A 406-nucleotide genomic window follows, 5' to 3' on the forward strand; every position below is an offset into this window, starting at 1 on the left:
GATCCGGCCGCGGCTGGAGGCTGCGGTGCTGGCGGCCACGACGCCTTGGCGGATGGTGGTGGCCACGTTCCGCGGTGTGGGTCGGGCGTTTGCCTGGCTGCCGTTCATGCGGGTGGCCTGGACGCTGCGCGGCGTCGTGGGCGTGATCTGCGTGGTGCAGTCGTTTGCTGAGGGTCGGACCTGGCCGGGGCTGCTGGGTGGGGCGGTCATCGCGCTGACCTACCTGGTGCCGGCGGCTGGCCGCGTGATCGAGGCTCGCGGGGAGGTTGCTGCGGACCAGCTGGTGGTCGAGCTCGGGCTGGGCGGGGTTCTGGCTGGGCTGCTGCGCCGCTACGGGCATCCGATGACGCTCGAGCGGCTGCGGCGCCTTGAGGAAGCCGCGGAGCCGCCTCAGCGGCCGCGGCTG

1 pseudogene is annotated in these 406 nt (G+C 73.6%); it reads left to right on the forward strand.

The features are described 5' to 3' along the window. Window positions 1-406: pseudogene (locus CF8_RS08125) on the forward strand (hypothetical protein); the annotation flags it as partial.

It is taken from the genome of Nocardioides sp. CF8, assembly GCF_000389985.1.
Taxonomy (GTDB): Bacteria; Actinomycetota; Actinomycetes; order Propionibacteriales; family Nocardioidaceae; genus Nocardioides; species Nocardioides allogilvus.